This is a genomic window from Vibrio pelagius (genome assembly GCF_024347575.1).
GTDB classification, from domain to species: domain Bacteria; phylum Pseudomonadota; class Gammaproteobacteria; order Enterobacterales; family Vibrionaceae; genus Vibrio; species Vibrio pelagius.
In genome coordinates, this window is the sequence record NZ_AP025504.1 from 227,372 (window position 1) to 251,379 (window position 24,008).

The following is a 24,008-nucleotide window of genomic DNA, read 5'->3' on the forward strand; positions in this document are numbered from 1 at the left end:
CTGATTCACAGTCAACACTTAATGAGTGACTGCAATGTCACGCTGCGCCACACTCACCCCTTTGATCTGAGCAAACACACGTTGCCCGATCGTTAGGCTCAGCTCATCCAATGCCCATAGAGTGATGGTCGCCCACAAATAGCAACCCGGTTCAAGCTCGAGTTCTACTGCCACGCTCTGTTTATTATGTCGGTGCTGTTGCGTCTCCACTCTGCGAATAACTGCAGGTAAAATGTTACGTATCGATGTGCTTTTGGGCTTCTGTAATGACAACGACACGTCGTTAGCGCGGATCTGCAGCCTAACTGACGCATCAATTGGGTTATCAACTTGCTGAACCCAAAGAGAGGTCTTTTCTCCCAGAGCTAGCTTAGAGAGCGCGTAGTCACTGTTATGTTGAACAATTTTCGCCTCAAACAGAGAACTTTGCTCAGAAAATGATTGCCACGGTCTCATCGCACGAGAAGCCCACACCTGTTCCGTTTTTCCTGCAGATGTCACTTTACCTTGATCTAAGATGACCAAGTAATTCGAGAGTCTAAGGATCTCATTCAGACTGTGAGTCACATAAACAATCGGGATTTTTACGTTTTCGGAAAGGTTTTCTAAAAACGGCATCACTTCCCGTTTACGCGGCAAATCTAACGACGCTAACGGTTCGTCCATTAACAAAATACTTGGTTTGGACAACAGTGCTCGACCAATGGCGACTCTTTGTTTCTCTCCACCAGACAACTTAGCGGGATAACGATCAAGTAACGAGCCCAACGACAAAAGATCCACAACTTGATCGAAATGCTGCTGATCCGTCGTTTTAACACCATATTTTAAGTTACTCGATACTTTCATATGCGGGAAAAGTCGAGACTCTTGAAACACGTAACCTACTTGACGCTGATGGACAGGCAGATCAATTCCTTGAGTGCTATCGAATAGGATTTTATCGGAGACCTCAATCTTACCATTGTCAGGATTCTTAAGGCCGCTAATGGCATTAATTAAAGAGGTTTTTCCTGCACCGGAACGACCAAAGATCGCTGTGATGCCTTGGCTAGGTAGGGTCAGGTCAACATCAAATTCAGTCTCACCAAGCTTTTGCTGATATTTTAGGATCAATTGGCTCACTGACTCCCCCCTAGTTTAATCACCGTCTTGCGATTCAGCCACTCAGATAACATAAGAGAGCCGAGAGCAATTGCTATAGAGATTGCACAAAGTCGCGCAGCTTCCATCTCTGCGCCGGGAGTCTCAATAAACGTATACATAGCTAAAGGAATCGTCTGCGTTTCACCCGGGATATTAGATACAAAACTGATGGTTGCGCCAAACTCACCTAAGCTACGAGCGAATGACAACATAGTGCCAGTGATAATACCCGGGATCATCAACGGCAGAGTGATCGTAAAGAAAACCTTAATTGGCGATGCGCCTAATGTGGCAGCGGCTTCTTCCAGTTTACTGTCGACGGTTTCTAAACTTAAACGGATAGAACGCACCATCAGTGGCAGAGCAACAACGATACACGCCAGAGAAGCTCCCTTCCAACTGAAGCTAAACACCAATCCAAAAACTTCATTGAGCCACGAGCCAATAATGCCCTGCCTGCCCATTAAAACCAGTAACAAATAGCCGATTACAACCGGAGGAAGCACCAAAGGGAGATGAACAAGACTTTCCACCAAGCCTTTTCCGATAAACTGCTTTTTCGCAAGTAGCCAGGCAAGACCAATACCTATTGGTATCAACCACAATATGGCAAAGCCTGCGACCTTAATACTTAGCAGAAGAGCTTGATATTCGTAATCCGATAAATAAAACATTAGTGCGTATTAAAACCGTAGCGCTCGAGGACTGACTTAGAAAACTCGCCCTGCATAAAGGTATAAAAAGCTTGTGTTGATTCGTTAGTATTCAATTTTGCTACAGGGTAACGTATCGGAGTATGTGAGGACTCCGGAAACGTATCAACTATCGAAACGTCTTTGGAAAGCATAGCGTCAGTTTTATATACAATACCCAGTATCGCTTCTTGTCTTTCAACCAATGCCAGTGCCATGCGTACATTATTACTCGGAGCTAGACGAGTACGAACACTGTCCCACACTTTTAATGCCTCCAAAGATTCTTTCGCATAAATACCGGCAGGCACTGACATAGTATTACCCACAGCCAACCGCTCCCCTTCAAGCGTGGCCTGCCATGCCGTAGCATCACCAAGGCGAAACTGAGAGTAGTCCGTGTTGTCTGATTTCGATGAAATCAAAACCAGTTCATTGCCAACCCAAGTGGTGACATTGTCACTTGAAACATACCCTCTATCGACTAGATGTGTCATCCATTTTTCATTCGCGGCGATGAACACGTCTGCGGGTGCTCCTCGCTCTATTTGACGAACCAATGACGATGTACTCGCATACACTGGTGTGACATCAATATCGTTACTCTTTTCAAATTCATCGATCAATTCATCAACAACGTTAGTCATTGAAGACGCGGCATAGACTTTAATAGTGTCTTGCGCGGATACCTGAAAAGCCATAATAGCAAGCGCTGCGGTCAGCAATCGTTTCTGCATCACACTCTCTTTCACGTGATTGTTCATTAAATCTATTTTTCAATGGAAGCCAGTTCTGGCCACAATAGGTCAAGTTTCATATATTCTTCGATTGCGTCGGCAATTCGATTGATGCCTTCTTCTTTTAGTGCGTGATGGTCAATCGTCGCCACAGAGCTTGCACCAGCCCACTGACAAATCGAAGCGAGTGCATCGCTATTATCAAACAGGCCATGAAGATAAGTTCCGAATATACTGTTTTCGCTATTTACTGCTCCATCAATGGCTCCAGAGTCTAACTGGATCGGCGCATCTTTTTCTTTGATTTGAGTCTTGCCTACATGAATCTCATACCCTTTTACTTCAGATACACAGCCACTCAAGGTTAGCCGTCCGCTCACATTGGTCAGTGTTTTCTGTTGTGTCAAAACAGTCGTTGTTTCTAACAAACCCAAACCAATAGAAGATCCTGGCTGCCCTTCCACACCATCCGGATCATCAATTGACATTCCTAGCATTTGATAACCACCGCAGATCCCGACAACCTTACCGCCGAGACGAAGGTGACGTTTAAGATCTCTGTCCCAGCCTTGCTCACGCATGTAATCAAGATCTGCCCTGACGGACTTAGTGCCAGGCAAAATAATAAGGTCTGCTCCATCTAAACGCTCACCTTTTCCTACATAACGCAGATCAATGTCAGGGTTTAGGCGTAAAGTATCAAAGTCTGTGTGATTACTAATACGAGTAAATATCGGTACTACAACCTTTAGTTTAGCGTTGCCGTTGGACTCTTGCGCTGTAGTGATCGCATCTTCTGCTTCTAGATTGAATCCATGCAAATAGGGTAAAACACCAAGCACAGGCTTGCCCGTTTTCTCTTCTAACCAATCTAAGCCTGACTCAAGCAACTTAATGTCACCACGGAAGCGGTTGATCACAAAGCCAACAACCCGCGCCTGTTCTGATTCTGACAACAATGCCAAAGTACCGTATAAATGGGCAAAAACCCCACCCCTATCGATGTCTGCAATAATGATAACCGGCACGTCTGCTTCTTCGGCAAACCCCATATTGGCGATATCATTTTCACGAAGGTTGATCTCAGCTGGGCTGCCCGCCCCCTCAATCATCACGCTCTCATAGTCAGACTGAAGACGATCGAATGAGTCTATCACGGTATTCATAGCGACTTTCTTGTAGTCATGATAGCCAGTAGCTTCCATGTTGGTTAGCGCACGTCCTTGTAGAATAACTTGTGCACCTGTATCTGAATTAGGTTTGAGGAGTACTGGATTCATGTGAACTGTCGGCTTAATATTACAAGCTTGAGCCTGAACAGCTTGCGCTCTGCCAATTTCACCACCGTCTTCAGTCACAGCACTATTCAGTGCCATATTTTGTGGTTTGAAGGGGGCGACCTTAACGCCACGTCGAGCCAATACGCGGCATAAACCTGCCACCAATACACTTTTCCCGGCATCCGATGTCGTGCCCTGAACCATAAGAGCTTTAAGTGGTGTTAACATGAAAACTGATTTCCTTCATTTTTAGACGCATACAAGCGCGCTTTTGTCTCTATAGTAGCGCTATTGATAATAAGATGCTCAAGAAAATGAATGGAAAATGAATACCTTACTCACGCTGAATTCAAACCTTGTGTTGTTTAATAGCCTCATCGAAACAAAGCGTTTCAACTAAACATAACCAATGAGGTCGTTATTATGAAAAAAGCAATCCTGGCAATCGCAGCATCCGTTATCCTAACTCCAGCTATCGCGCTAGCCGGTGGTCATCAAAACAACAACAGCGGTATCTCTTACACAGGCCCTGTAGAATCAACAACGATTGCGACACTGTTTGAAAACACAAGTATGTTTTCTGAACAAGAAGCAATAGTAGACGGTAAAATTGTGCGACAAGTACGTCATGACAAGTTCATCTTCTCTGATGGTCAAAGCGAAATCCAAATCGAGTTAGACGATGATATCAAGCTAAGTCAGCCACTGACGGCGGAAACACAAGTACGTATTTTTGGCGAGTATGAAGGTGGTAAAACCCCAGAGATCGAAGTTGACCATATCCAAATTCTATAATCTCGATTGACTCTAATTAAAATGGCCTGCATATTGCAGGCTTTTTTGTATATACTGCCCTAAATACAAAAAATTGGAGTCACCATGCAGGGTTACGCAAAAAAAACGCTACTGATCGGATTAAGCACGCTGTGTTCATTTGCCGCGTCGGCGAACAATTTCAACTACAACACTTTTGAAATCCGAATGGGTGCTAGCCCAAGTACATTTGGTGGTGAGTTCACGACACTATTTACCCAAAACGCACACTTTATTGGCCGTATAGATTCTGGTTTTGAACAAGACTGGGATGCGGCAGCGGGCATTGGATTCAACGGCCCAATTGGTCAATTTGCTGATATCTATGGTCAAATGTTGTTACACAATATTGAACGCAATGACGACAACAACTTTAAAACTGAAGTCAACGTCGGTGTCAAAGCATGGTTGATGGCCAACATCGAAGTTAATGCACGCTTGGGTCAGCTTATTGATAATGATGGTACTAACTCTATCGTTGGCTTCGGTGCCCGTTTCCATTCAACAGAACAACTGTCTGTCGGTGTTGATATGCGTAACAACGGTACTTATGGTCACCAAGTACTGATGTCAGCGCGTTTTGGCTTCTAAACCCTCTTTTGTCGCCATATCATCGTTCATTAATTTATTTAAAAATTTTTAGAATTAAAAAATCCCCATAGGTTTGCGCCTGTCGGGATTTTTGTCTGTATCAGTATTAATACTACTGATTATTTTTTGATTTTGTCTTGAACGTATTTCTTACTCACGTCTACGACTGCTACGTCTCTAAAGAAGCTACGACCCAAGAGCAGTGGATATTTCAAGTGAGTACGATCAGCCAATGTAAATTCAGTTTTGTCTTTAAGATCACCGATCTGGATACTAGCAACGATCACGGCTCGGCGCTGTGTACCTTCGGCACTAGATTGCTTGATCTTAACCCAACGCTCAACCGGTAAACTCACTTCCTGGCTCTTAATGCCATCGTGTTCAATTTTGAACTTAACCCAATCTTTGCCATCTCTCTCGAACGGAACGACATCAATGGCGCTGATTGAAGATGTCGTTGCACCTGTATCAACGCGTGCTTTAAACGACTCCTCTAGACCGGGAACATAAACCCACTCTTCTTCACCAAGAATTAACTTACCATCAGGAGTTTTTGTTACTTTCTCTGGCTTTTTAGGTGGCTCGGGTTTCTTTTCTGGGTCAGCGGGTTTCTCAACTTTTTCTGGCTCTTTTTCAGTTTCAGTTACGGGCTCTTTAGAAGACTCCCCGTCTTTTTGTTCCGCTTGACTTGAATCGTCAACAACAGGTTGTTCGATTTGTGGTTTCTGTTCGGGTTCGACAGGAACTTGACTCGTCGTAGAACAAGCAACAAGACCACCACTCAACATCAGGGTTATAATTGCTTTCCAATTGTACATTCAGTCACCATTTATTTTGATACATTAGCGATTGCGTTGGCTACGTAAGGAATATGAGATTCTGAGAGACCTGCGATATTGATGCGACCATCACCAACACCGTAAATACCATACTCTTCACGTAATTGATTCATTTGAGCTTCTTTAAAGCCTAGTACAGTAAACATACCTTTATGGCTCTCAATGAAGTCAAAGTGTGACGTGTTATGGGTATTTCGCAATTCATTACATAATGTTTGGCGAAGATTTAACAAACGCCCCTGCATCTCACTCAATTCTTGCTTCCAAATTCGCGTTAGCTCTTGATTTTGAAGAATTGTTTTCACTAGCGCCGCACCGTGATCTGGCGGCATAGTGTAAGTAGAACGAGCAAGGGTAAGAAGCTTACCTTTCGCATTACCCACTTCTTGGCTATTTTTACCAACCACAATTGCCGCGCCTGTTCTCTCACGGTACAAACCGAAGTTTTTCGAGCAAGAAGTTGTAATTAGCATCTCTTCGACATTATCAGCCATGAACTGAAGACCTTTCGCATCTTCTTCAAGACCATCACCAAAACCTTGGTAAGCAATATCAACAAACGGAAGGAAGCCATTCTTCTGTGAGAGCGCAGTGATTTCCTGCCATGCAGCAAAGTCGATGTCCGCACCCGTTGGGTTATGACAACATCCATGCAGAAGAACAACATCATTAGGACCTGCTTGTGATAGCTCTTCAAGCATTCTTGCTGTATCAACCTGTTTTGTTTCAGGGCTAAAGTAAGAGTAGTGCTTAACTTTTAGTCCTGCCGCTTCCATCACTGGTCGGTGATTGACGTAGCTCGGATTAGAGATCCAAACCGTTGTATCTGGCTGTGCCACTTTCATCAGGTCGCCCAGCATACGCAGAGCACCACTCGCCCCTGGCGTTTGAATAGCGGCAACACGATCCATTGCAGAAGTTCCTTTCAACAACAGGTCGATCATACTTTGGTTAAACTCTTCGCAACCCGCTAGGCCAACGTAAGCTTTGGTTTTCTGGTTTTCAACGACAATATCTTGTGCCATTGAAACGGCCTTCATGATTGGCGTTTCACCTTGGTTGTTGCGGTAAACCCCAATGCCTAGGTCGACTTTGTTTGGACGTTCATCGCCACGGTAAGCCACAGACAGAGAGAGAATTGGATCTAAAGTTGGTTTTGGTAGATGTGAAAACATGAAAGTCACAACCCTTTGAAATTCAAGTAATGAGTTTTACGTTAACATTATCATAGTCAAATCAGAAACATTTTTTATTAGAAGCGCTTAGTAAGCATGAGTAATCTGATAACCGTCGATTTATTGAGCAAAGCACAACCACATTGTTGGGAATAACTAAAGAACTCACACCTAAGGGCTTCATTTGCAGTTTAAGCTGCGGATAAGCCCTTATTTCTTCGATTAAGCCAGAAAAGATTAAATGTCAGTGAAACGATGAATGATTTGGTTAGAACTACCACGCCAATCCAACATCGGATCGGCTTTATCTTGCTCAAAACGGCCATCAATCAAGGTATCAATATAACTCAATACCTCTTTCTGCTTGTCGTCGAGTTCATCTAACTCATACCCTGTCCACATCCATATATCTTTATTTTGGCATTCACTCTTAACGCGTTTAACCAGTTTCAAGACATCAGCCACGTTCGCTGGATGCAAGGGATCCCCTCCAGACAAAGAAAGCCCACGACGTTTGATTCGGTCATCATTAAGATCGGCAATAATGTGATCCTCAAGCTCCTGAGTGAACAGATGCCCAGAGTCTAAGCGTTGTGTCGATTGATTGTAACAGCCGCGACACTGATGAACGCAACCAGATACAAACAGTGTACAGCGTGTACCGGGACCATTTACGACGTCGATTGGATGATATTGATGATAATTCATAGAGTTGCCGATATTTAGGATTAGAGCGCTTGATTCAAACGACCAAACTCCCTCTAACATCAGAGGGAGTCTTCGCTTAACAGGTGAGAAGTTCTAGTGAGTTACAGGTGCTTAACGCGACGCTTAACTTCTTCCTGCTTACCAAAGTTGAATGGTCGAGCATCTGGACTGCCTAGGTAACCACAAACACGGCGTGTTACTGACACTTTGGTTGAGTCATGGTTACCACATTTAGGACAGGTAAAACCTTTACTCGTACAGTCGAACTCACCGTTATAACCACACTCGTAACACTCATCAATCGGTGTATTTGTACCGTAGTAAGGCACACGCGTGTAGCTATAATCCCAAACGTTTTCAAGCGCTTCGATGTTCTTCTGCATGTTAGGGAATTCGCCGTAACAGATAAAACCACCACTTGAGATTTCTGGATAAGGCATCTCAAAATCGATCTTATCGTAAGGGTTTACCTTCTTCTGAACATCTAGGTGGAAGCTGTTGGTGTAGTAACCACGATCCGTTACACCTTCAATCACACCAAACTCTTTAGTATCGATGCTGCAGAAGCGACTACATAGGTTTTCACTTGGCGTGCCGTATAGGCTAAACGCATACCCTGTCTCTTTGGTCCAAGTTTCTACTTCGCGTTTCATGTATTGAACAAGCTCAAGTGCCTTGTTACGCATCTCAGTGTCATCATAAAGGTGCGTTTCTGTACCAAACAACGCAGTCATCGCTTCATGAATACCGATATAGCCAAGAGACACCGAAGCACGGCCGTTCTTAAAGATATCTGCAATCGAATCGTCAGCTTTCAGACGAACGCCACACGCACCTTCCATATAAAGAATCGGCGCAACACGTGCTTTCACGTTTTCAAGACGGCTGATACGTGTCTCTAGTGCACGACGAGCCAGTTTTAACTTTTCGTCTAGCAATGCGTAGAACTTAGTCATGTCGCCTTTCGCATTGATAGCAATACGTGGCAGGTTAAGGCTCACAACACCTAAGTTGTTACGACCTTCATGGATAAGCTCACCGTTCTCTTCGTAAGTATTTAAGAAGCTGCGACAACCCATCGGTGTTTTGAATGAACCTGTCACTTCTACAACTTTGTCGTAGTTAAGGATATCTGGGTACATGCGCTTAGAAGCACACTCAAGCGCTAGCTGTTTGATATCGTAATTCGGATCATCTGACTTGTGGTTTAGGCCATCTTTGATTGCAAAAACCAGTTTTGGGAATACCGCTGTTTTACGGTTCTTACCAAGGCCAGCGATGCGGTTTTTCAAGATCGATTGCTGGATCAATTTCGATCCCCAGCTTTCGCCCAAACCAAAACCAAACGTCACAAATGGTGTTTGTCCATTCGCCGTATGTAACGTGTTTACTTCGTACTCTAGCGATTGGAATGCGTCATAACACTCTTTCTCTGTGCGTGCGATAGCAAAGGCTTCAGGGTTATGGATATCCCACTCTTTCGCAAGTTGAAGGTGCTTCTCGTAGCTCGCCATCACATAAGGTTCTAGTACTTCGTCAATACGGTTGATCGTCGTACCGCCGTAAATGTGGCTCGCCACTTGTGCAATAATCTGGGCTGTTACAGCTGTGGCAGTTGAGATTGATTTTGGTGTATCAATCTCGGCGTTACCCATCTTAAAACCATGAGTTAACATGCCTTTTAAGTCGATCAGCATGCAGTTAAACATCGGGAAGAATGGTGCGTAATCTAGATCGTGATAGTGAATGTCGCCGCTTTCGTGCGCTTGAACGATATCACGTGGCAAAATGTGTGTTTTCGCATAGTGTTTAGCCACGATACCAGCAAGAAGATCACGCTGTGTTGGAATCACTTTACCGTCTTTGTTGGCATTTTCGTTGATTAGGTCAACGTTGCTCTCTTCAATCAGGCCTTCGATTTCGCGTGTCAAAGCACTTTGCTTTTCACGCGCAATATCGCGGTCGTGGCGGTATTCAATGTACGCGCGAGCAAGAGATTTATAAGGCCCCTGCATAAGCTCATTCTCAACCATGGTTTGAATTTCAGAGATATGAACTTCATCGTACTCATCGAGCTTTAATTCTACAGCCAATGCCACATTCAAAGCATAAATGGCGATTTCCTTATCTGACTTTTCTGATGCTGCTTCCACTGCAGCTTGAATGCGATCTCTGCTGAATGGAGCTCTTGAGCCATCACGCTTGATTACGATTGATTTCACCACTTCTCCTTACTCTCTAGGTATTCACAGACTTATCCACAAACACACTATATAGAGCGATTTATCGTTTAACTAACACTAGATATTGTGGCGTATTTAACGAGAACCACCAAACGCGAGTATTGATTTGGATCAATAAAAGAGGAGTGCTGACTAAGATCAATTCAATCTTATGACGTTGTCTCTCAAGTCGAAAAGAAACAATGTAACAATAAAAAATTGGCTAAAAAGCCTTGAATTTTTGCCAAGTGTTGTAGGATAACGGCTCAGGGAAAATCAACACAAAATTCAGAGAAAAACGCCGTGAATAGACTTCAAAAGTGGGTTATCACCACCTGCCTATTTAGTAGTACCGTTTTAAGTGCACCTTTAAGCATATCCAGTTGGAATATTGAATGGTTATCAACCAATGAGGCTGTGAATAAAATGAGTGAGCTTCGTACGCAGGATGATTTTAACCAACTCAATTATCACTTTAAGCAACTCAATAGCGATGTGTTGGCATTTCAAGAGGTCGATAATATTGAAGCGATAAAGCGTGTCGTTGGTTCTGATTATCGTATCGTGATGTCTGACCGAGCATCTAACCGCTACAAAGCGAACCAGTTCTCAGATGTAAACCAATACACAGGCTTCGCTGTTAGACAGAATATTGATGTCGTTAACAAGCCCGACTTAAAGCTTGAAACACGATCTGGCAGTAAGCTTAGGTTTGCAAGCTACATTGTAGCGGAGCTTCATGATAAACCGGTACATTTGCTCTCTGTACACTTAAAAGCGGGTTGTAGCGGCGCTTACAAACGCAATAACAACTGTGAGCGACTCAAGCAGCAAGCGAAGGTGTTAAATGATTGGATAGTGGAACGGGAAAAGAAACAACAGAGTTATGCGGTACTGGGTGATTTCAATCATAACCTATCCTATCGTGGTGACTGGCTTTGGTCTGCACTGAGTGAAAACAACCGAGCGCAATTGGCAACCCGTTCGACGGCGGCGGACTGTAAAGTACGCTCCAATAGCAACAAAAACCGAACTCATCAATTCCGCTCTCTGATCGACCACATTATAGTCAGTAACGATTTGAGTACATCATGGACAAAACAGTACGTGTTCCCTTCTCAAGATGTCCTTGATTACTTTCTTAGTGATCACTGCCCTGTATCAACGCAGTTAGGGCGTTAGGCCACTATTATAATTAAGATATATTAAGGCGTGTTGACCTTTCGTGGTTAAATTTTGTTCGGATAGGGACGCCTAGTCAAAAGCGTTTTAATCGCGGCGAGGGAGAAGTAGCCTAGTTATTCTAAGCAAATCTCCCTCAACAAAGAGTAAAACGCTTTTTGCGGGGGCGCCCAGCTCGAACCCTTCGGGCAGCGTTTGCTGGTCATTTCTACTGCGTTATCGGCTTCTCATGTAGGCTAGCTACACATCAAAGCCTCTGCCTTGTATAAATACCCAGCAACTCGCTGCAAAAAACAGCTCGAAAGATCAACGCGCCCTAGTGAAATGACCGCTAAAGAGATAAACAAAAACGCCCGCAGAGAGACAAATCACTGCGGGCGTTTTAAGAAACACGGCAAACTAAATTCGTTGACCTACGTTTCTTGCGATCATGAGTACTTCATCAGCCGAGTATAGGTTTGAAATCGTGGATTCAACCTCAGCACCCAGTGTTGATTTATACAGCTGCTGTGCAAAGTTATCTGCCCTAGTCGTCACCAAAACATGTTTGAGCGTTGAGCCTTGTTCCGCTAGCACTTCTTTAACTACTTTTAACGAATCAAGTATCAGTTTACGGCCTAAGCCTTTACCTTGTTGTTCGGTAGAAACCGCCAATTGTTCTAGCTCTAAAACAGCTTCTGGACGAAAACCGCTTTTTTGAACCCAAATGATATAACCATGAATCTCGCCATCAAGCTCTAACACAAAATTAATGAAGCGTGGCGACGCGTTTAAGTTACACTGTAACCACTCTTTGGATTTGGTTTGGCGTAGAAACGCTTGTTGATGCACTCTCGCTGCACCATCAAGGTCTTCAGCTTGCATTAACCTTACGCTCATCGGATTACATCTCTGAATTAGGGCGCGTTTTACAGTGTAAAATGGCTTTTTCTAACAGCTCCAACGCTGATTTATCACTATCAGGAAGTGTTGCATTTGAAGTACCCAGCGGCTCAACACGTTCACCCCACGTAATGTGGCCAGCACCCCATGTAAGACCTGCACCAAACGCAGCTACAAGAATATTCGCACCTGGCTTAACAGCACCCTGTTCAAGCGCTTCACACATAGCAATAGGCACAGTTGCGGCAGAGGTGTTACCGTAGTTTTGAATGTTAACGAAGGCTTTCTCTTTCTCAATACCCGCCATGTCACACAAGGTATGAATAATACGAATGTTCGCTTGGTGTGGAATAACCACATCAATGTTGTCTGTTGAAATACCAGTTCGACTCAGTACGGTATGAGCGGCTGCGCCCATCCCTTTCACTGCACGCTTGAAGATCTCTTTACCAACAAAGTCAAAATCCCAGTAACCATTATCCGCTGCAAAGCGATCCATTGAAGTACCGAACTTAGGCACCGCTAGAATATCGCGACCTTCCGCATCACAACCAATTTGAGCTTGTTGTAGGCCAACTTGCTTTTCAGTACGAGACAGCACAGCAGCACCGGCTCCATCACCAAATAGAACTGCAGTATCACGCTTGGTCCAGTCAATGAAGAATGACAGTCTTTCAGCACCAATTACGATAGCGTTGCGGTAGTTACCCGCTTGAATTAAGCGCGTCGCCGTTTCGAGACCATAAAGGAAGCCAGTACACGCTGCATTCAAATCAAATGCTGCTGCACCTTTAATACCAAGGTTTTGCTGTACTTTTGAAGCGGTGTTTGGAATGAGAGAGTCAGGAGAGCAAGTCGCAACAATGACAATATCAATATCATCAGCAGTTAAACCAGCACAAGCCATCGCATGCTGAGCTGCAACTGTCGCTAAATCGGATGTATTAACGTGGCTAATTCTTCTATTTTCAATCCCTGTTCTTGTACGAATCCACTCGTCAGACGTATCGATAAAAGTACTTAGGTCGTCATTGGAGAGCGTCGCTGGCGGTAGACACTTTCCCCACCCGGTAATTTCAGCGTAAAACTTTGTCATCATTTACCTATTTATTGTTTGTTTTTATTTGAGTATCGTAGTGTTGTTTCAAACAGTATAAGCACACAGGGGCTAATTCGTAAATCGCGTTAACCAATGTGAAGCAATAAAAAGAGAAAGTTATGTCTACATTCAATACTCGTTGCCCTGCTTGTCAGGGTGTTAACCGTGTTCCCTCTGAGCGTGTTTCAGAGAGCCCGACATGTGGTAAATGTAAAGCGCCACTTTTAGACGGCGCGCCAGTGGAAGGAACCAGTGTTAACTTTTCAACGTTGCTTAACAGCGACCAGCCAGTTGTGGTCGACTTCTGGGCAACATGGTGTAACCCATGTGTCGGCTTTGCACCGGTATTTAGTGATGTTGCCGCTGAACGAAACGGCAATGTGCGTTTTGTGAAGATCAATACCGAAGAGCAACAACAGCTCGCCGCTCAGTTTGCGATTCGTAGTATTCCAACCGTTATGGTGTTTAAACAAGGTAAAGTGGTAGACACCATTAATGGCGCTTTACCAAAAGGCCAATTTGATCAGTGGCTTAATCAAGCTCTAACCAAATAAATACATTAAGTCAGAACAGCCTACACTGTTCTGACTTTTCTCGCGTATTTACTTAAACCGCAACACTTTTAGATATGGCGATAAAAAGCCTTAAAATCGCATTTAAATCGCTAGCTCACGCTCTTTTGTCATCTCACCTTCTTCTGACTCTCGGAATTCACACAAGCCGTGCTCCTTTTTGATCTGATCAGAAATCTTCTCAGCAATCATGATCGTCGGTGCATTGGTATTCGCCCCAACTAAGGTTGGCATAATTGACGCATCAACCACTCGGATTCCTTGTAATCCATAAACCTTAAGGTTTTCATCTACCACTGCAGAGTTGTCTGACACTGTACCCATTTTACAAGTACCTACCGGGTGATACTGAGTATCTGCACGATTTCGAATATCTTGTTCAATGGCTTGGTCATCTGAAGCGTCAACTGGATAAAAATTAGCTCCGCGTACATCATCAAACGGCGCACTTTCCATCATTTGATATTGTTTCTTCCAACCTTTTATCATCACCTCCATATCGTCAGGATCACTGAAGAAGGCCGGATCGATCTTTGGAGGATCGTATGGGTTACTGCTTTGAAGTGTGACCGTTCCACGGCTTTTTGGTCTCAATAGAGTGACGTGAGAACTGAATCCATGACTCATATGAATTTTCCGTGCATGGTCATCGACAACGGCAACAACAAATACAAACTCTAGATCTGGTATCGTCAAACCCTGTTCGGAATACAAAAAGCCAATACCTTCCGCAAAGTTACTGGTCATTCTGCCGGTTCGTTCTTTAAGCCATAAAGGTAACGCTTTGGTCATATCAGCGCTCATTTGTAGCGATATACCAAACGTCTCATGTTTATCGCTGCACTTGTAGCTGTGAATCAGGTCGATGTGATCTTGAAGATTTTGCCCGACGCCTTCTAAAGAGTGGACGATTGGCAATCCGTGCTGTTCAAGCTCATTCGTTGGCCCGACGCCGGACAACATCAGTATTTGCGGTGAACCAAAAGCTCCTGCAGATAAGATGACTTCTTTGCGCGCACCGATCTGAAATAATTGCTCTTTTGTGCCGTACTCAATGCCGACTGCCGTTTTGCCCTCAAAAAGTACCTTATGCACGGTTGCATTGGTGACAACCGTTAGATTTTTCCTATCTAAGTTTGGGGTTAGGTATGCTTTGGCGGCACTGCACCGCTCACCATTTAACTGAGTCACTTGAGTTGCCATCGCGCCGAATTGCTCTGCACCATTCACATCGGGATTTCGTGGCACCCCGATCGATTCACATGCATCCAAATAACGTTCAATCATTTGACTCGGACTACGGAGGTTAGCCACGTTCAACGGACCACCTTGTCCATGATAGTCATCGCAGTGTTGTTCGTTATTTTCAGCTTTCTTAAAATAAGGCAAACACTCTTGGTAGCTCCATCCTGCGTTGCCTAGCTGTTGCCACAAATCGTAGTCATACTTGTGGCCGCGGGCGTACATCATGGCATTGATAGAACTCGACCCACCTAAGGTCTTACCGCGTGGTTGGTAACCTTTGCGTCCGTTCAACCCCGATTGGGGGACAGTCTCAAATCCCCAGTTGTGAATTTTCGTCGGCATAATGGCAGCAACACCGACAGGCGTATGAATCAAAGGACTATTGTCTTTACCACCCGCCTCTAATAAGCACACTTCGATACTAGGGTCTTCTGAGAGCCGTGACGCCAACACACATCCTGCAGAACCGCCTCCGACAATAATGAAATCATACTGCATCAATTGTGAACTCCTTCCTTTGAGTTGGACCTAATTCTCATTGTAGAACCTTACCTGTCACTGTTATTGGCAGAACTGTGCGCATACACACATATCGAAAATCTTTATCGTCAATTTTATGGGGCTATTTTGTCGGTTTTTCTCGATAAAAATTATTTATCTTAACGGTCATTTTTATTCGTTTTACCTAATGCTCTTTGTGCTCCATAGTCGCGGAAAATTCACTGTTCTACAAATATTTCACTGTTCTACAACGATATAGAGGCTCCCGCATTGGACAACATCCAAACCAACACGCGCATAACGGTTCCAGTTATTGCGCTGTCTTTCTACGCTATTGCATCCGGTTACATGATGAGCTCTTTGCCATTAATGTTATCTGAATACGGTTTAGAGAGCTCATTATCAAGTTGGTTAGCGAGCGCCTTCTACGCAGGTCTACTCGTAGGCACATTGATGATTGAGCGTGCGATTGCAAAAGTCGGTCACCAACGTGCATTTGTACTGTGCCTAAGTGTGTTCATTGCGACGATCTTAGCATTGCCACTACTACCAGATGCCGCTGTCTGGTTGGCGGCCCGCTTCATCGCTGGTATTTCGGTCGCTGGCATTTTTGTTGTCGTAGAGTCTTGGTTGATGAGCGGCGAAGAGTCTCAGCGTGCAAAACGTTTAGCCATTTACATGTGCTCACTGTACGGTGGTACCGCCATTGGTCAACTTGGTATCGGATACCTAGGGATTACTGGTGGCGTGCCGTTCATTGCAATGTTCACACTATTGTTTGGTGCGATCATTGTATTGCTTTATGGTCAAGCAACCGCGCCACAGATGCACGACGCACAAACATTGTCACTTAAGCAGATCAGTAAGCTAAGTCACAGCGCACTGATTGGTTGCATTGTGTCTGGTCTGACACTTGGTGCAATTTATGGACTAATGCCAGTTGAACTTGAGCAACGTAACATTGCTCATGAAGACATCGGTGGCCTAATGGCACTGGTGATCATTGGGGGCATGGCGATCCAACCAGTTGTGACTTGGCTGTCTAAATATGTTGGTCTAGTTCTGCTAATGGCGCTATTTAGCTTGATGGGTGTTGCGAGCATCGCGGTACTATCGCTTGACTCTGGCCTTTACGTACTAGGTATGAGCCTCCTTGTTTTGGGAATGGCGACATTTGCACTTTACCCAATTGCGATTAACCTTGGTTGCCGCAACTTAGACCCAAGCTACTTAGTATCCGTGACGCAAGTGATGCTACTTTGCTACAGCATCGGCTCTGTTGCTGGACCTGTCGTCGCAGACAGCTTTATGAACTCTCAAGCAGGCTTGTTTACCTACTTGTTTGCGTCTTTGCTTGCTACCACCATCTACATGTTGATTGCGAGTCTAAAACGCTCTCAGCTACAAATTGCAGGCGAGTAACATAGACATATAGGAACACCAAATAAATCAAACCTTTGACGCTGAAGCTTTAGTACACTCCACACACTAACTTCAGCGTCAAATTTCTTGGGTAAAGCCATCACAAACACTACTCACACCACACTCTCTCATCCAATAACACACTTCTACTTTAACCTTAATCCTTACTGTGCTTTCAAAGCTACTGAGATCAAAAATGATCATTTAATACGATCAATCAAGCGTTTGCGATATTGACTTGGAGACAGTCCAAAGTGTTTTTTAAATCGGTGTGAGAAGTTGTATGGGTCCTTGTAGCCCAAGCGATGTGAGATCATCGAGATCGACCATTCTCGATACTTGAGTAAGCTCGCGGCTTTTTCCATTCTTAACTGAATCAGCTTACTCCTTGGTGACATTTGGAACAGAGACTTAGTGACTCTGTTGAGCTGTTCTTCACTTACAAACACCTGTTCCGCCATACCCACAACCGTCCACGGTAAGTGTAAACTGCTTTCGATTTCATTGTAGAGCGCTTGAATTCGTGCTGTTGTGCTAGTGGATTTAGGTTCGAATCCGGTGAGCATTCTTACGATTTCACTGACCAATAGTTTACGGTAGCTCGCCCTACCTCCAATCTCAAAGTAGATCAGGTTCATTAGTGACCAAACCTGCTCACACTCACTAAACGGAACGATCGATTGACCTAAGTCAGCAATATGCTTCCACTGATCAGTATCAGGCAATAACATCCATGCCATCTTCCAAAAGTTGTGTTGTGGGTCTAATTCAAAGCGAAATGCGCTGCCCGCTGGAAGGACAACCAAAGTGTAGGGAGAGATCTCTTGAACATAATCTGGCGTGGTTAAGATTCCTCCTCCTTCTTGAGTGAAGATCAAAGTATGGACATTCACACGCTCTCGCTCGACCCAATACTGATCATACAGCTTCGCCATTCCTCCCATGAATACGCCACTACGTTTCATTTCTGGAATATCTTCAACGGTTAAAAATCGTTCTTTACACGTTTCAGCAAGAAACACCTCATCTTGCCACACGTTTTTTGGCTTCATTTGATCAATGACGGATTTGCACAGGTTTTGTTGTTTTTTGAACATGTTTTTATCTCTTCCAAATCACTATAGTTCTGCCATCAATTGGAGAGCTTATGACCACGAACATTAACCCTAACTCAAATGCCAACCACAAGCCAGAGCACCTTTTATCTCGCATTGTAAAGCTTGGTTTGCCTGTCGCTTTACAGAGCGCCTTGGTTGCGATACTTGCCTTAGCCGATGTGCTTATGGTGAGTGATTTTGGAATGGAAGCTGCTGCCGCTGTGGGAATTGCATCAAAATGGCATTTCGTTGCCATTATGATTATGGCAGGACTAGCATCAGCAAACGGTACTCTGGTTGCCCAATATTGGGGAAAAAACGACCGAAAGAGCGCGCGTACAGTAACGTCCATTGCAATGACGTTTGGTCTGAAAGTACTCGTGCCTGTTACCCTGGTGATAACCTTGGGTGCAAAACTGTTAATGATGCTACAAACCAGCGATCAGTCTGTTATTGATCTGGGTGCCGCTTATCTTTGGTACGGCTTCCCAGTACTGTTGTTAACACACATTGTGATCGTAACCGAAGCAAGTATGCGCTCTTCGGGTGATACAGTGACACCTTTGATCCTTGGTGCCATAACCATCGCTCTGAACATTGCATTGAACTTTGTGCTGATTCAAGGTGCATTTGGTTTACCAGCGATGGGCGTAGCGGGTGCCGCTTTAGCGACAACATTAGCGCGCTTAATTCAAGTGGGCATGATGTACGCGTACATGAGAGTGAAAAAGCACTGGTTGCTAACAACGGAGAGCTCTATGCATCGCCCTTCGTTATGGCTGTCTTACCGTCGCTTAGCATTGCCATTGACGCTTAACGCTGTTCTTTGGGCTGTCGGAACTATGGCTTATCAAATGATCTTTGGTCACATGGGAACCACTGAGCTTGCTGTGTTCTCTATGTTGGCGCCTTTTGAGTCGCTTTGTTATTCCGTGTTCTTCGGTATATCCGTCGCGTGCTCAGTGTTGCTTGGTCATTCACTTGGTCGTGACGAGTTTGACCAAGCGATGCGTATGGGGCTGACGTTTATTAAAGCGGTAGTAGGTTTCGGCGTACTAGTGGGAGCTGCGCTATTTATAGGTAAAGAACATGTTCTTACGTGGCTAAACCTCAATGAGGCTGCGCTCTACCCTCTTGCATCCCCAGCAATCACCATCATGTGCTTTGCGGTAGTGATTCGTATGCTAAACATGGTGATCATCAACGGCATTATTCGCGCGGGTGGCGACAACCCTTTCTGTCTAAGAATGGACTTTATCGCGATGTGGATGGTGGGTATTCCTGTCTGTTTCTACGGCGCTTTCATCGCAGGATGGGATTTCAAATACATCTACGGTTTGATGCTAGTAGAAGAAGTGGTGAAGTTAGCAATTTGTTCACATCGCTATATGAGCCGTCGCTGGATTAATAACCTGACGATCAGTACCGAAGAGCCGCAAGCTGCTTAACGCTTTTCTAAACACCTCCGCTGAAAACAAAGACAACACCAAAGATAAGGGCCTGACTAACAGGCCCTCATTCATTTGTTCTTACTCATTCTTACATGACGATTTGAAGCGTTCGCTTCAGGCTTAATTGGAACAACACGCCTTTCGTGTAACAGGTGACGAATCGCCAATATTGGATGTTTAAGTAGCATCCTCGGCCCTGAGTAGCGCATGACCAAGCGCATCTGTTCTTTAGGATCAGGTTTATAACAGTGTATTGGACACTTATTACAAGTTGGTTTTGCCTCACCATATGGACATCGGTCCAAACGCGTCTCTGCATACTCAAGCAGAGCGGTGCACTCCTGACACAGGCCGTTGGTCTTATGATGGTCTTTACAATAGATCTCAACCATAGCAACAACCGTTTTAAACTCGGTTGCTAACCCACCCATTAATATATCTTTGCTTTGGTACATGAACTCTCACTTGCCAACCATTGAGCGACAAATCCACACTCCTTTGTGTATACAGACGAATCGTATTCGCCTACCTACCATGTCCCTACCTCATTGCGTTAAATCGCCACTCAAGCATTGAGTTATTTATCTAAAATGATTATCCTCCAACGCCTTAATAAATTACAAGGTTATGCAGCCATGAATCGCAAGAAAAAGATCAACGATATTTTAAAAAAGAAACAGAAAAAGGCGAACGCCAAGCTGCATAAGAGCAACAAACCTCGCTACATCTCAAAAGCAGAGCGCGCAAAAATGGAAGAAGAAGAGAAAGCACAACAAGCCGCTGCCGAGCAAAGTGACCTTTCTTCTGAATCGAGCAGCGATAGCGCTGAATAAAATAGATTCACTGTATCGAATTACAAATACAAAAAAGCAGCCTTCGTAGCTGCTTTTTGGTTATGGATATTGTCAAAGTTAGCTCTTAAGTGTTTTTAGCTCCCAGCGCTTTAACGGTGCCTGAGAATCAATTCCCGCACGCCCCCAACGATCTAATGAGTCGACCACCAAAATACGACTTTCAGGCACTAGAGAGGTAAGTAGCTTAGTTGGCTTTCGTGACGTGACTAGCCACAACGAATCATCATCTTCAAACAACGCTTTAAGGTTTGCTTTGTCTTGTTCTGACCACTCTAATTCCGCCGTGAACAATCTCTCTTCAACAAACAACTGACTGCCTGACGCAAAATCTTCAAGGTTTTCATTAAGCAGCACCACTGAATCGACTTCATTATCGAAAAGCATAGCTTGTTGTTGATTAATCAACTCGCGCACGTCCAGCATGATACGTTGTAGGTTACCATCAATCTGCTCAGCTTTCGTAGGCCAAAGCTTTTTAAAATCGTCTGCAACAATTGCTGCCATGCGAGTTAAATTCGTCGGATTCAACCACGCATATTTTGATACTTGACCATTCGACAACGTCAACACTGCCACACCCTGTGCTCTCGGTGTGATAGCTTGCGCGGCATCTACCTCGACCAAACGAATATTGGCTTGTCTCGCATGTACAAACGTTAGATCTTCAGGCCATACTGAACCCAGAGTCAACGCAACCGTTGCTTCCGCACCCGACGCCATGACTTTCGATTGTCCTTTCGTTGAAAACCAATTCGGTAAACGTTCAATACCGTATCGCTTCGGGGGTAGATATTCCGTTGTTAGCTCTGTGCCTTTTGTTAGTTCAGTCGCCAATGCATAAGTCACAGGCGTGCTGACCAAAATATCTTCAGCATGACTTGATGCAGAGAAGATACTCAAAGCGGCTAAACTGGACGCTAACCCTACTTTCTTTAACTTTCGATTAATCATTACGCTTTTCTCACGATTCGGTATAGTGTCGCCAGAAGGAAAAAGCTTGCAGACACAATAATGATAGAGGCTCCTGAAGGGACAGGAAGTTTCAGCTCCATCGGCAATATGGTTCCAACTAGACATGCAATGGTTGCCAGCCATGCAGATAACAGCACAAAACTGCCCATGCGCTTTGTTAACAAACGAGCTGTAGCGCCTGGAATGAGCAACAATGCACCCACCAACACGGCTCCAACAATCTTAACTGCAGCGATGGTGACCAAGGTGATCATCATTACGAACAGATAGTCGTAGAAACTGGTGTTGTAACCACGCACTTTCGCAATATCGGGGCTAATACAGGTCAATAGAATACGGTTAAACGTTGGAATCAGCAGCAAGATAATCAAGGCGCAGCTTCCTGCTAAAATCGCTAAGTCGCGGTCCGTCACTGTTAATATCGAACCAAACAACACGTTCTCTAGCATGTGGATATTGATCTTACGCGCAACGTACATAAGGAGCGCCGCGCCCACCGCTAATGCCAATGCTAGAAATACACCCACCAAAGTGTCGTAAGGAACGTTGGTTCTGTTTCTGACAAAATGCAGTAACAATGCGAAGATCATGCAGAAGCTAAAAAGTCCAATAAACGGGTTCTCTGGTGGTTCGCCAAGTAACACTCCGATAGCAATCCCCGTCAATGCGGCGTGACCAACCGCCTCAGAAAAGAATGCCAAGCGTTTAGCAATAACCAAAGTACCTAAGCCACCAAGTAACGGGCCTAACAGTAGCGCTGCCACCAGTGCGTTTACCATAAAGGCGTACATAAAACTTTCAGACAGTATTCCAGCCTCAACACCAGAAACCGCCAATTCGCGCAACCAATCCATTACGCAACCTCCGACTGTTTGGTGTAATTGGCGCCACTGCTATAGTGTTGGAATAAGCTTTCAATCTTGCTTGGGTGCAACACTTCTTGATGCGCGCCACTGTCAACCAAGCCGCGATTGACAACATGAACATTCGCTTCAAGTCGTCTTACGGCTGTAACGTCGTGATGTACAGCTAGGATTGTTCTACCCTCATCCACACACTCACGAATGAGCGACTCTAGGTATCTAACACCTTGTTCATCCATGCCTGTGGTTGGCTCATCGAGCACCAAAAGGCTTGGGTTATCCAGTAGTGCTTGAGCAAACAAAACACGTTGCTGTTCACCCCCCGATAGCTGTCCCATACGGCGGTCGCTACGTGTGGCCATGCCGACGCGATCTAGTTGGGCTAAAGCCATTTGTAATTGTTTAGACTTACGACGCCAAAACAAGGGTGTACGGCTCTGATTGAGCAGTACGAAATCCATGACGGTTAACGGTAAACTCGCCTCAAAAGTTGCTTTCTGTGGTACGTAACCAATACTTTGTTTCTCTGGCCAATGGATGTCGATATCACCACTAAAAGGCGTCAAACCAAGAACAGAGCGAAGCAGAGATGTTTTACCGCCACCGTTTGGTCCCATGATCACATGGCACTCGCCAGAGCCTAGTTCAAGTGAAATGTCCTCAAGAATGACATTATTGTCGTATTGGAGACCAAGGCGATGAATAGAAATTGAAGGGCCTTGCATTACGCCTTCCCTTTTTCTGATTGATTCTTAGCCGCAAACTTCATTGCTTCAATCAAAGTCTCTAAATTCTGTTTCATTTCCACTTCAACTTTGTCGTCTTCATATTCACCATGCGTCATGTGTGAGAAGCGATATAGCTGAACGCCGGTTTCAGCTTCAATGGTGTCAACAAAACGGTTGGGCATATTCAGTTCGTAAAAGAGCACATCAATACCCGATTGGCGGATCTTCTCGATGGTTTCTTGAAGTTGGCTTGCGCTTGGCTCTACACCGTGTGCTGGTTCAATCACTGCCACAACATCAACACCAAAATCTTGTAGGATGTAACCATACGCATTATGAGTTGTCGCTACTTTCATCCCAGATGTGTCTAACTCACCTAAGGAAAGCATCGCGTCACGCTTCATGTAGCGGAACTTTTTCGCATACTTGCGAGCATTCTTGCGGTAAAACTTGGCATTTTCAGGGTCAAGCTTAGATAGTTCGCTAGCGATGGTGTAAACCTTTTGGATAGTCGTAGAAAGCCCAACGAAAGTATGAGGATTCACCGCACCTTGGCCTACGGATTGCCCCAGTGCGGGTAGTAGTGGCACTTCTTTATTCGCTTCAATCACCACTAAGTCGTTACGTTGTGACGCTGCAATGACTTTAAGTGCGAAATCATCGTGACCAATACCATTCACAACAATCGCATCCATCTGGCTGAGGCGTTTTAAGTCGTTTGTTTGTGGCAAGTAGTTATGTGGGTTAAAGCCTGCATCAACCAAAGGAAGGATATTAACTTTGTCACCGACTACCGCTTTAACGTAGCTATAGTAAGGCTGAAGTGTGATGCCGACAGTGAGTTTGTTTTCATCAATTTTGTAGTCTGCAGCGTGAGCAAACATAGAGCTTAAAGACGCCCAAAATAGGAAAAATAGTGTAATAATTCGCATACGCT

Annotated in this window: 24 protein-coding genes; 7 read left to right on the top strand and 17 right to left on the bottom strand. The window is 44.6% G+C overall.

From position 1 onward, the window contains the following. Positions 1-18 precede the first annotated feature (18 nt). Genes modC through vsple_RS15265 form a run of 4 tightly spaced genes read right to left on the bottom strand, consistent with a single transcriptional unit; the run spans position 19 to position 4,083 of the window. Complete coding sequence (gene modC, locus vsple_RS15250; protein ID WP_261883723.1) at positions 19-1,125, bottom strand: molybdenum ABC transporter ATP-binding protein ModC; 1,107 nt, start codon at positions 1,123-1,125, stop codon at positions 19-21. After that, the gene (modB, locus tag vsple_RS15255) at positions 1,122-1,820 is read right to left on the bottom strand and encodes a molybdate ABC transporter permease subunit (RefSeq protein ID WP_255232753.1); all 699 of its coding nucleotides are present in this window, start codon (positions 1,818-1,820) and stop codon (positions 1,122-1,124) included. The genes modC and modB overlap by 4 nt, the downstream gene beginning before the upstream one ends. Continuing rightward, positions 1,820-2,575: a molybdate ABC transporter substrate-binding protein gene (gene modA / locus vsple_RS15260; RefSeq protein ID WP_255232752.1), complete on the bottom strand. Its 756-nt coding sequence runs from the start codon at positions 2,573-2,575 to the stop codon at positions 1,820-1,822. The genes modB and modA overlap by 1 nt, the downstream gene beginning before the upstream one ends. A 32-nt stretch (positions 2,576-2,607) precedes the next feature. Next, a complete protein-coding gene (locus vsple_RS15265; RefSeq protein WP_261883724.1) occupies positions 2,608-4,083 on the bottom strand; it encodes a cobyric acid synthase in 1,476 nt (491 codons plus the stop codon). Positions 4,084-4,278: 195 nt separating this feature from the next. On the opposite strand from vsple_RS15265, the gene vsple_RS15270 reads away from it, so the two are divergent. Both vsple_RS15270 and vsple_RS15275 read left to right on the top strand, forming a co-directional pair. Further along, positions 4,279-4,650 carry a YgiW/YdeI family stress tolerance OB fold protein gene (locus vsple_RS15270; RefSeq protein ID WP_261883725.1) on the top strand — a complete coding sequence of 124 codons (372 nt, stop codon included), beginning with the start codon at positions 4,279-4,281 and terminating at the stop codon, positions 4,648-4,650. Positions 4,651-4,734: 84 nt separating this feature from the next. Then, positions 4,735-5,259: a hypothetical protein gene (locus tag vsple_RS15275; RefSeq protein WP_261883726.1), complete on the top strand. Its 525-nt coding sequence runs from the start codon at positions 4,735-4,737 to the stop codon at positions 5,257-5,259. Positions 5,260-5,378: 119 nt separating this feature from the next. Here the strand turns inward: vsple_RS15275 and vsple_RS15280 are convergent, their stop codons facing one another. From vsple_RS15280 to nrdD, 4 genes are all read right to left on the bottom strand, one after another. Beyond that, positions 5,379-6,077, bottom strand: coding sequence for an ATP-dependent zinc protease family protein (locus vsple_RS15280; protein ID WP_261883727.1), 699 nt, complete (start codon positions 6,075-6,077; stop codon positions 5,379-5,381). Positions 6,078-6,088: 11 nt separating this feature from the next. Then, positions 6,089-7,273, bottom strand: coding sequence for an amino acid aminotransferase (locus vsple_RS15285; RefSeq protein ID WP_261883728.1), 1,185 nt, complete (start codon positions 7,271-7,273; stop codon positions 6,089-6,091). 237 nt (positions 7,274-7,510) lie between these two features. After that, positions 7,511-7,981, bottom strand: coding sequence for an anaerobic ribonucleoside-triphosphate reductase-activating protein (nrdG, locus tag vsple_RS15290; protein ID WP_261883729.1), 471 nt, complete (start codon positions 7,979-7,981; stop codon positions 7,511-7,513). Between the two features lie 101 nt (positions 7,982-8,082). Then, complete coding sequence (gene nrdD / locus vsple_RS15295; protein ID WP_261883730.1) at positions 8,083-10,203, bottom strand: anaerobic ribonucleoside-triphosphate reductase; 2,121 nt, start codon at positions 10,201-10,203, stop codon at positions 8,083-8,085. Between the two features lie 303 nt (positions 10,204-10,506). On the opposite strand from nrdD, the gene vsple_RS15300 reads away from it, so the two are divergent. Next, positions 10,507-11,385 carry an endonuclease/exonuclease/phosphatase family protein gene (locus vsple_RS15300; RefSeq protein ID WP_261883731.1) on the top strand — a complete coding sequence of 293 codons (879 nt, stop codon included), beginning with the start codon at positions 10,507-10,509 and terminating at the stop codon, positions 11,383-11,385. A gap of 399 nt (positions 11,386-11,784) precedes the next feature. Here the strand turns inward: vsple_RS15300 and vsple_RS15305 are convergent, their stop codons facing one another. After that, the gene (locus vsple_RS15305) at positions 11,785-12,249 is read right to left on the bottom strand and encodes a GNAT family N-acetyltransferase (protein WP_261884038.1); all 465 of its coding nucleotides are present in this window, start codon (positions 12,247-12,249) and stop codon (positions 11,785-11,787) included. A 19-nt stretch (positions 12,250-12,268) separates the two neighbouring features. Further along, the gene (locus vsple_RS15310) at positions 12,269-13,363 is read right to left on the bottom strand and encodes a ketoacyl-ACP synthase III (RefSeq protein WP_255232787.1); all 1,095 of its coding nucleotides are present in this window, start codon (positions 13,361-13,363) and stop codon (positions 12,269-12,271) included. A gap of 122 nt (positions 13,364-13,485) precedes the next feature. On the opposite strand from vsple_RS15310, the gene trxC reads away from it, so the two are divergent. After that, positions 13,486-13,920, top strand: coding sequence for a thioredoxin TrxC (gene trxC / locus vsple_RS15315; RefSeq protein ID WP_150869549.1), 435 nt, complete (start codon positions 13,486-13,488; stop codon positions 13,918-13,920). 102 nt (positions 13,921-14,022) lie between these two features. Here trxC and vsple_RS15320 read toward each other — a convergent pair whose 3' ends face one another. After that, positions 14,023-15,681 (bottom strand): GMC family oxidoreductase, encoded by a 1,659-nt coding sequence (locus tag vsple_RS15320; protein WP_420833812.1) that lies wholly within the window; start codon positions 15,679-15,681, stop codon positions 14,023-14,025. Between the two features lie 273 nt (positions 15,682-15,954). On the opposite strand from vsple_RS15320, the gene vsple_RS15325 reads away from it, so the two are divergent. Then, on the top strand, positions 15,955-17,106 hold the full coding sequence (locus tag vsple_RS15325; RefSeq protein ID WP_261883733.1) for an MFS transporter: 1,152 nt from the start codon (positions 15,955-15,957) through the stop codon (positions 17,104-17,106). 200 nt (positions 17,107-17,306) lie between these two features. On the opposite strand, the gene vsple_RS15330 is transcribed toward vsple_RS15325, so the two are convergent. Continuing rightward, on the bottom strand, positions 17,307-18,203 hold the full coding sequence (locus vsple_RS15330) for a helix-turn-helix transcriptional regulator (RefSeq protein WP_261883734.1): 897 nt from the start codon (positions 18,201-18,203) through the stop codon (positions 17,307-17,309). Positions 18,204-18,253: 50 nt separating this feature from the next. Here vsple_RS15330 and vsple_RS15335 point away from each other — a divergent pair, with 50 nt between their 5' ends. Further along, positions 18,254-19,651 (top strand): MATE family efflux transporter, encoded by a 1,398-nt coding sequence (locus tag vsple_RS15335; RefSeq protein WP_255232738.1) that lies wholly within the window; start codon positions 18,254-18,256, stop codon positions 19,649-19,651. A 71-nt stretch (positions 19,652-19,722) separates the two neighbouring features. Here the strand turns inward: vsple_RS15335 and vsple_RS15340 are convergent, their stop codons facing one another. Then, positions 19,723-20,109 carry a nitrous oxide-stimulated promoter family protein gene (locus vsple_RS15340; protein ID WP_261883735.1) on the bottom strand — a complete coding sequence of 129 codons (387 nt, stop codon included), beginning with the start codon at positions 20,107-20,109 and terminating at the stop codon, positions 19,723-19,725. Positions 20,110-20,289: 180 nt separating this feature from the next. Between vsple_RS15340 and vsple_RS15345 the strand changes: the two genes are divergently transcribed. After that, positions 20,290-20,487 (top strand): DUF2986 domain-containing protein, encoded by a 198-nt coding sequence (locus vsple_RS15345; protein WP_255232736.1) that lies wholly within the window; start codon positions 20,290-20,292, stop codon positions 20,485-20,487. 78 nt (positions 20,488-20,565) lie between these two features. Here the strand turns inward: vsple_RS15345 and vsple_RS15350 are convergent, their stop codons facing one another. From vsple_RS15350 to vsple_RS15365, 4 genes are read right to left on the bottom strand one after another with little or no spacing between them, the layout of a single operon-like run. After that, complete coding sequence (locus vsple_RS15350; protein ID WP_261883736.1) at positions 20,566-21,459, bottom strand: metal ABC transporter substrate-binding protein; 894 nt, start codon at positions 21,457-21,459, stop codon at positions 20,566-20,568. Continuing rightward, positions 21,459-22,334 carry a metal ABC transporter permease gene (locus tag vsple_RS15355; RefSeq protein ID WP_261883737.1) on the bottom strand — a complete coding sequence of 292 codons (876 nt, stop codon included), beginning with the start codon at positions 22,332-22,334 and terminating at the stop codon, positions 21,459-21,461. The genes vsple_RS15350 and vsple_RS15355 overlap by 1 nt, the downstream gene beginning before the upstream one ends. After that, entirely contained in the window at positions 22,334-23,068 is a 735-nt protein-coding gene (locus vsple_RS15360) for a metal ABC transporter ATP-binding protein (protein ID WP_255232733.1), read from the bottom strand. The genes vsple_RS15355 and vsple_RS15360 overlap by 1 nt, the downstream gene beginning before the upstream one ends. Next, positions 23,068-24,003 (bottom strand): metal ABC transporter solute-binding protein, Zn/Mn family, encoded by a 936-nt coding sequence (locus vsple_RS15365; RefSeq protein WP_261883738.1) that lies wholly within the window; start codon positions 24,001-24,003, stop codon positions 23,068-23,070. The genes vsple_RS15360 and vsple_RS15365 overlap by 1 nt, the downstream gene beginning before the upstream one ends. Between the last annotated feature and the right edge of the window lie 5 nt (positions 24,004-24,008).